The organism is uncultured Gimesia sp. (assembly GCF_963972345.1).
Taxonomy (GTDB): domain Bacteria; phylum Planctomycetota; class Planctomycetia; order Planctomycetales; family Planctomycetaceae; genus Gimesia.
Window position 1 is genome coordinate 1 of sequence record NZ_CAXAVM010000269.1, and the last position, 7,820, is coordinate 7,820.

General features: G+C 49.0%; 7 protein-coding genes. 4 read left to right on the forward strand and 3 right to left on the reverse strand.

Translation table 11 applies throughout. The features are described 5' to 3' along the window. Window positions 1-45 precede the first annotated feature (45 nt). Window positions 46-966: an HAD family hydrolase gene (locus tag AACZ40_RS27000; protein WP_291169215.1), complete on the reverse strand. Its 921-nt coding sequence runs from the start codon at window positions 964-966 to the stop codon at window positions 46-48. Between the two features lie 852 nt (window positions 967-1,818). Between AACZ40_RS27000 and AACZ40_RS27005 the strand changes: the two genes are divergently transcribed. The 4 genes from AACZ40_RS27005 (at window position 1,819) to AACZ40_RS27020 (ending at window position 5,509) form a co-directional block, all read left to right on the forward strand. Continuing rightward, window positions 1,819-2,532 (forward strand): GntR family transcriptional regulator, encoded by a 714-nt coding sequence (locus tag AACZ40_RS27005; RefSeq protein WP_291169218.1) that lies wholly within the window; start codon window positions 1,819-1,821, stop codon window positions 2,530-2,532. A gap of 13 nt (window positions 2,533-2,545) precedes the next feature. After that, window positions 2,546-3,706 (forward strand): sialidase family protein, encoded by a 1,161-nt coding sequence (locus AACZ40_RS27010; protein WP_291169220.1) that lies wholly within the window; start codon window positions 2,546-2,548, stop codon window positions 3,704-3,706. Between the two features lie 244 nt (window positions 3,707-3,950). Next, a complete protein-coding gene (locus AACZ40_RS27015) occupies window positions 3,951-4,904 on the forward strand; it encodes a DUF1559 domain-containing protein (protein ID WP_291169222.1) in 954 nt (317 codons plus the stop codon). 215 nt (window positions 4,905-5,119) lie between these two features. Continuing rightward, window positions 5,120-5,509, forward strand: a complete 390-nt coding sequence (locus AACZ40_RS27020; RefSeq protein ID WP_291169225.1) for a hypothetical protein — start codon at window positions 5,120-5,122, stop codon at window positions 5,507-5,509. Between the two features lie 200 nt (window positions 5,510-5,709). On the opposite strand, the gene AACZ40_RS27025 is transcribed toward AACZ40_RS27020, so the two are convergent. Next, window positions 5,710-6,786, reverse strand: a complete 1,077-nt coding sequence (locus AACZ40_RS27025) for an FAD-dependent monooxygenase (protein ID WP_291169228.1) — start codon at window positions 6,784-6,786, stop codon at window positions 5,710-5,712. Further along, window positions 6,786-7,820: hypothetical protein (locus AACZ40_RS27030; RefSeq protein ID WP_339676674.1), on the reverse strand; the 1,035-nt coding region annotated here is incomplete at its 5' end. The genes AACZ40_RS27030 and AACZ40_RS27025, both read right to left, overlap by 1 nt.

The window sequence follows — 7,820 nt, forward strand, 5'->3', positions numbered from 1 at the left end:
ATCGATTTTAACGATTATGCCGATTAGCGAAAGTAATTCTTTCTGCTAATGCTTGGGATAGATACGGGTCCAGTCTTTCTGCATATCAATCACCGTCCAGCCTTTCTCTTGCGCCTGATCGAGGGCCTTGTCGAGTTGGCCGATCGGGGACTGACGGTCGTAGGCGTATTCCCGTTTCGCATCGGTATGGTGGACAATGGCTTTGAACGTATGCGGTTTTCGGTCAGTCCACTGCAACATCTGCAGATCGCCGTCCGAATTTCCGAAAGCCATTACCGGCGCCCGACCGATGAAACGATGAATGCCAACGGGTTTCCCGGCTTTATCGTCGATGAAGTCGATCTCTGCCAGTCGTTCCAGTACCGGTTTCCCATCACGGTTTGCCAGTTTGACTTTGACGCTGCTGCCAATCACCTGCTCGGGGGGAATTCCATAGATGTCCTCTGCCCAGACGCGCATAAAATCGACACCGCCACCGGAGACGATATAAGTTTTGAAGCCGTTTTCACACAGATAATTCAATAGTTCCCGCATCGGTTCAAAGACCAGCTGCGTATACGGAACTTTTCGCTGTGGATGGCGGGCTGTTTTGATCCAGCTACGAACTGTCTCTTCAAATTCGTCGGTGGTCATTCCGCTGTGCGTCACTGCCATGATTTTCAGTAAACCCTCTTTTCCGGATGCCGCGACCGCTTTGAAATCATTTTCCAGAATGGCCTGGAATGGTTGCTCCGTTTTCCATTCGGGGTGCTGGTCCGCCATTGCTTTGACCCGATCCAGGGCAAACATCAACTGGAAATAAGCGGGCTGTTCGGACCAGAGAGTACCGTCATTATCGAAAACGGCAATCCGATCCTGCGGCGGTATGTATAACGGACAACCGTCATTGGTCGCACATTTGACGAAGTTGATAATCGCGTCTTTGGTGGGTCCTGCATTCCATGAAGGGAGAGGATCAGCGGCCACTGCTGAGTTCATTACAGAAACAAACAAACAAAAAATAACGGTCATCACTCGCATTATGTCACCCAACTCCTCTCAACAGATTTAAAAATTGTCTGAGTGTTTCAAAATTGTAATTCAACCTTGCCTGAATTAAGAACATCACGCGGCGAATGACATGGGTGAATTGTATTCTGTCGGCATAGATGGCAACCATTCCGGTTGCACCTCCGTGTATTTCTTTCACGTCGATAAAAATCTGAGAAATCCATCCGATTCAAATTTGAATCAGCGCCTGCCCAGAGCGATTGATGCTACTCATTATAATGAAAGAAGTCCATTAGAAACTGAAAGCAGGAAGGGGGAGAGTCGGTGATCCTCGCACTCTCATTTTTTACGCTGGCTGACTTTCAATTCACCTTCAGCAGGGTGAGAGTCCGAGTTGTTGGTTAGAATGTGCCCTGGTCCTAAGCTCTCCCATCACGGTATGAACTCGTATAAAAAACATGCGACAAAATACACTCCTCATCGCATGCGGAAGCTCCAGTGTTCTGATCAGAATTTTCACTTGATCTCCCTGATGTCTCGTTTGACCTCAGCTTTCAGTCCTCTCTCTGCATCTATAAATTCTTTCCCCGGTAAGACGCTTTCTATCGCTACAGACGCAAGTCGAGTAGCCCCCAATCCTCTTCACCTCATGTGCAAAGAGGTATAATAATTACAGGTTAAAAAGAACGTAAGTCTTTATATAGTAATGCGATGAGGTGGTTAACCAAAACAAGTGTCATTTAATAATATTAGTTGTTGACACTTGGTATACCATGTGGTACTTTTGGCATCCATTATTTCATATATTAAAAACAGGGAATGGCCGTCATGGGAGAAAGTGAAGTTTTTGAGAAACTGTCACAGTTGATTTTTTCCGGTGAATTCGAGACAGGAAGCAGCCTGGTTGAGCGTAATCTGGCAGACCGTTTGGGTGTCAGCCGGATTCCCATGCGTGAGACCCTGTCCAGTCTGGTTGCACAGGGTGCACTCGAAGGGGGCCGCAAAGGGGAGAGTGTTCGTCTACGACGTTATACGGTCGATGAACTCCGACAGCTTTTTGACTATCGCGCTGTCATTGAGGGCGGCTGTGTTCGTTCCGCGGCGACATATACCAGTGAGGCCGATCTGATGCGGTTGGAGATCATTTGCGATGGGATGCAGGACATTCTGGAAGGTGATGATTTCCAGAAATGGAGTTCGCTGGATGTGAAATTTCATGAAGCCCTGGCAGAAGCGAGTCGTAATGATCGCTTTGAGCGGACGTTGAAAAGTCTGCTCCGGGAATGCTTCTATGTGTTTTATGTACTTTCAAGACGTCGCAGTCGGCGTGAACTGACGAAGGAAGAGTTCGCATTTCATAAACAGCAGGCGCTGGACGATCATCGGGCCATTATTGAATTATTAAAAACCAAACAGGTTGAGGAAGCGGAAGCCCGGATGCGTCTGCATATTCTCCGCTCCGCCGACCGTGTGATTCGCGCTTCCATTGAAACAGACCTGGAGTCGAATGATGGTAAAACCGATCAAGATAAATTCAGGTAACGGAAATACAATAATGCGACAGACACTGATCCTGCCGACTCTGATACTGCTTTTGACAACCTCATCCACGTACGCAGATCCGAAGCCGGAACGACCTGCCTATAAGCAGGAGCAGGTGATCTTGAATCCGGATCAGTTCGCTGCTGAAAAACAGATGTCATACCTGGCCTTTCCGGCCGTGCTTCGGTTGAATCCCCAGGAAATTCTGATTTCCTATAAACGGGGGCGCAGACACTCCAGTGACCCGGGTGCGGTACTGGAAATGGTCCGCTTCAATACCGAGACCAATCAGATCACCGAGCGTAAGATCATCGGGGAACAGCAGCCATTGATCTTTCAAATGGGGGAATGGGTTCAATTTCCCGACGGTAGAATCGGGAATCTGGTTGACGTTCAAAAGTTGGTCCAGGCTCGTAAACGGAATCATCGTACCGGCGTTTATTGGACGATCAGCGACGACCAGGGGCAGACATTCTCTCCCATGCAGAAACTCGGTCCAGTGGGCGGGGTGGAATATGGTTATATTTTTGAGAGTGCCGTTGTCGGCGACACGGTCTACATGCTGGCAATGGACTTTCCTGAACTGACTGCGCGAAAAAGTGCTTTCGATGAACAGGGAAAACGGATCTATGGACAGGTTTCCGTGATCGCCTCCGATGATAACGGGCAGAACTGGAAACACGTGCGCAATCTCAGCCGTGAATTTGGAGATCTGAATCTGAATGAAAGTTCGATCATTGTCGACGGAAAAGAATTTCTGATCGCGACGCGGGGTTACGATAACAAAATTCGCCTGCATCGGGTCGATCAGGATTTTCGATTAATCAAACAGCGTGACCTGACTGATGCCTGCGAAACCATTGGTACGCATATCGGACGCCCGAGGCTTTTTATGCGGGACGGATGCCTGTATCTGCTCGGACGGAATTCACGCGGCGGACCGATGGAACTGGCTCTGTTTCGTATTAATTCTGATACGTTTGACGTAGAACGCCACGTTGTGCTGGACCCCGAACCGGGAGTCACGATTAAAGACGGATATTATGCAGTTCCTTATTTTCAGCAGCGTAATGATCAGACCCTTTTCAATGTGATTACTTATCGTATGTCTCCGGAAAAGCAAAAGCATCCGGAACTCGTGCGACTGGAATTTCTCTGGAACGAAGTTCGCTAGACTGTGTCCCGTTTTAATGTAGCGACTCCAGGACCATTTGGCCCGAGTAAAATAGATCGACAGACTCTATGGCTAAATGTGATGCGCACCAGCCAACGTGTCGACAGATCAGATTTGATGTATTTATTTGAGAGGTTTTATTTATCAAGGAATTTTATTCTCACGTTCAGTCAATATTGATCATTTTTAATATCGGCTAACGTCGGATCTCTTTATATGCGTTAATTAAAATGGAGGGTTTCAGATGTGGTTGATAGCTAAACAGAAAAAATACGGGTTTACGTTAATCGAACTGCTGGTTGTGATCGCTATCATCGCGATTCTGATTGCACTGCTGTTACCAGCGGTCCAGCAGGCCCGTGAAGCGGCCCGCCGCAGTACCTGCAAAAATAACATGAAACAGCTGGGGCTGGCGCTGCACAATTATCATGATACACATCGCTGCTTTCCTCCCGGTACCATCGCAACACGTTCCGGCTTTTCCTATTCCGGGAACTGGTGCCAGTCAAATGCAATGGATTCCCGCGCTTCCTGGACGGTTCAGGTTCTGCCTTTCCTTGAGGATTCCAATCTGTATAACAAATTGAATTTTGAAGCACTGTTCACGACGACCTCAAATCTGCCCGGGGTGACAGAGAACGAAAATATTTTTCAACAGGGCAATAAGAAATATCAATGTCCTTCCGATCCCAATTCCGGCTCAGGCGTTAATAACATCAATTACCTGGGAGTACAGGGCGGTGGTGCATCCACTGCTGCCCCGTCCTGCTCCACAGTCAGCGGGCAGCGGGCGTTTTATGTCAACGGTATCCTGTTCCACAATTCAAATACCCGCATGCGTGATGTCACTGACGGCACCTCCAATACATTTCTGGTCGGGGAAACCAGATATGCATTGACTCCCACTGGCCGGAGTGATGGTGTTCACATCGGTTGGGCTTCAGGCGGACGGCTGGGTGCTTCCGGGGCACCGAACGTGCTGGCTGGCGCGCAATTGCCGATCAACTCTGTGGCAGGTCATGGCGGAGACCACGATACGATCAATCAACAGTCGCGTCTGTTCGGCAGTTTTCACGTCGGTGGATGTCATTTCACTTTAGGAGACGGATCGGTCCGCTTCATCAGTGAAAATATTGATCTGAATACGTACTTTGATCTGGCTCAGCGTGCCGATGGACGGGTGCTCGGAGAATTTTAAACGGCGTCAAGTTTTGCTGGAGCGTCTTTCCAGGGCATTCGGTCCGAGTATGCTGGATTGAGAGTGCGATGTTTAAAGGGTTGTGCTCCAGAGGAAGTGAATCTGTCACAGGGAGGTCCAAAACCCTCGCAATGAATTTCAGGTAGAAACCATTTGAAACCGCTGTTCACAAAGGTGGCAACATGTTGATGATCTGCTGGAACACAACCAGACTGATGCCCGTTCTCATTGTACTGACTGCCATGGGCTGCGGTGGGCAGGGTGAAGGTCCATCGCGCTTTACCTTGTCCGGCACGGTGACTTATCAGGGGAAGCCCGTTCCGGAAGGTGAGATTATTATCTCTCCTGATCCCTCAGCCAATCACAGCGGGCCGGGCAGTTATGCGACGATCAAGGACGGGCATTTCGAAACAGCACCCGGAAAAGGGATCACAGGGGGGGCCTATCTTCTCAGCGTGACAGGCTTCGATGGCGTCCCTTTCCAATCCGAAGACGGCGGAGAAACCTTCCTGCAAGGCAAAACACTATTTGCTGATTTTAAACTCAAGCAGCAGTTTCAATCTCAGGATGAAACACTGGATATTGAAATTCCTCTCAGTAAGTAAACAACGGTCATAAGACTGTGTCCAGTTTTACGGTAGCGTCTTCAGGGCCATTGGGACCGGTGAAAATGGAAAGAGAGACGCTGTGATTAAATTTGATGCGCTCTATACCCAGAACTGCTTCTTGCTAAGCCCATCTGAAATGCCTAGGGCCTCAAGGAAGTAATTTGAAATTTGAAATTCGTAGAGAACTTTTTGTTATTTCAGATGGAATCAATCCCCACTTTGTTCGGCAATACGTTGAAACCGAACATTGATTGATTCAGTTGATCTAACACGGCGATGTCGGTGTCAAACCATTGTTCCATCCAATTTGCGTAGTCGCGAGATCCGATTTCAAAAGAAACGCCCCGACATTCGCTATTTGCAATTTTTTGTGCTGCCAGAATTCCGGACATCATTGCTCTCAGCACCCCATGCGAGGATGATGGATCCAGCACAAAGGCGGCATCACCAAGAAGCATCCAGTTTTCACCAGTCATCTGTCGCGACTTACGCCAAGTCACGTCAGCGCCGCGACTTTTTCCGTCTTTAGGGAGTGAATTTAATTTAGGTGGAGACCATTTGCTGCCAGGATCCCGACCATTAAAACAAAGCCGAACCCATGCGATTCTAGCCTTCGGGAGTGGTGCCAACCACGTCCAACCTTCCTGGTCAATCGTCATCATTGGATGCGCGGGCAAGGAAATATTGAAATCGGCGATTTGCTGAGCATATCCGTATCTCGCAATGAGCTTTTTCGAACACTGTTCCCACGAGAGCCCCAGCTGTTTTGTTAGCCATTGATGCCGCCCCGTAGCGTCAAGCACATATTGGCAGTGGATGGTCGATTGGTTTGTTCGTATGCCAATGATGCGATCACATTTCTTTACTACTGAAGTCGGCCTGCCTGGTTGCAGAAGTACGGCTCCCTTTTTTACAGCGTATTCAAGAAGTATCGAATCAAGTTGTTCACGAGGAGCTTGATACCCAAACCAGGGACCTTCTTCATCGGCCCCAAATTCCTGAAACTGGCTAGTGGCCAAGAACGATGATTCGACGGTGTGGCCATCATACCGAATAAAGCCAGCCGAATTGACAGATTTTGCGACTCCGAGCTGCTGAAAAACAACTTCTACACCTGGGTGCAATGTCTCTCCTGGTCGAGTCCGCGGGAAAAGTGTTGCTTCAATGATCAAAACTCGAATACCATGCTGCAAAAGTGTAATTGCAGCTGCCGCCCCCGCAGGACCTGCACCGAGAATGACTACATCAGATATTTTTGGGGTCTGGGATGACATTACGGCAGAGCGCGAAAAATGAAGGCACTGCTACCATCCTTGTAAGCAATACCATTCGATCCTAATTGGCAAGTGTGGCGTTTTTGAACCTCACGCCGAACGCGGTTTTGTTCCGACGTTGGTTTAACCGCGCCTCTGAGTTCCGCAAATTCGAGTTCGTAACCTCTACCCTGCAGTTGTGCTGCACCTGCGCCAGCAACAGCCCAATCGTCAATATTCCGTACGACGCAGAGAAAAACATCAGTGTTGGCTCCCGCTGTAATAATCGATTCACAAACCTGAAGAGCCTGATGACGTGTGATCAACTCCTCACTTTGAATCTCCGCTGTCAAGGAAACCTTGAAGTCACCTGCCAGGGCGTGCGACACGTAATCCGAACGCGCGATGTCGACATAGTTAACGTGAAGTTTTCCACTAACGACCTCGAAGAACGGGCCAAACTCTCCATCCCAACCTTTCGACGAAACAACTTCGCCCGATTTGACTCGATCATGTTTAGGATGGAATCCCAGTTCTTGGTCGAGCATCGGCAGCTGATTGCCAAAGCCATCATTCCCAAAGGTGCGGCCGTTGTCGGGGGCAACCGCAGGCCAGAATGACGCAAGGGCTGCGCAAAGTTTCGCGTCCTCCGGAAAGGGAGATCCCAGGCCCGAACTGGTCAAGAAAGAATTCTGCGAATCCCGACTTCGTGACGTATCCCAGCCAGGTGCGAAAACATTGGAAGCGGCATCCGGGAGAAAACTAACCGCGTCATTTCGGTAGCCCAGCATGGGAAAGGCCGGTCCTGTTGCACCTGGGCCAACGATAGATGTGATCGTAGTGTCAGATCGATCAAATGCTGAAGAACTTAAGTTAAAAGGTCGCGGTAATGTTGGATTGACGGGTAATCGCCCTTTTGAAAGCGGTTCTACACGACGAACAGTTGGGTCATTCTCTACCTCGGATTGATCAGCCAGGGGGAAGAAATCAATGGCCGTCACTAGAAGCTGTCTCAAAAGGTCAAAAAAAGTGAACTGTTTGGCGTGACGTTTGCG

Bases quoted from the DNA above. Each gene is read 5' to 3' on its own strand.
- AACZ40_RS27005 (WP_291169218.1), top strand. From the start codon at position 1,819: ATGGGAGAAAGTGAAGTTTTTGAGAAACTGTCACAGTTGATTTTTTCC.
- AACZ40_RS27010 (WP_291169220.1), top strand. From the start codon at position 2,546: ATGCGACAGACACTGATCCTGCCGACTCTGATACTGCTTTTGACAACC.
- AACZ40_RS27015 (WP_291169222.1), top strand. From the start codon at position 3,951: ATGTGGTTGATAGCTAAACAGAAAAAATACGGGTTTACGTTAATCGAA.
- AACZ40_RS27020 (WP_291169225.1), top strand. From the start codon at position 5,120: ATGCCCGTTCTCATTGTACTGACTGCCATGGGCTGCGGTGGGCAGGGT.
- AACZ40_RS27025 (WP_291169228.1), bottom strand. From the start codon at position 6,786: ATGTCATCCCAGACCCCAAAAATATCTGATGTAGTCATTCTCGGTGCA.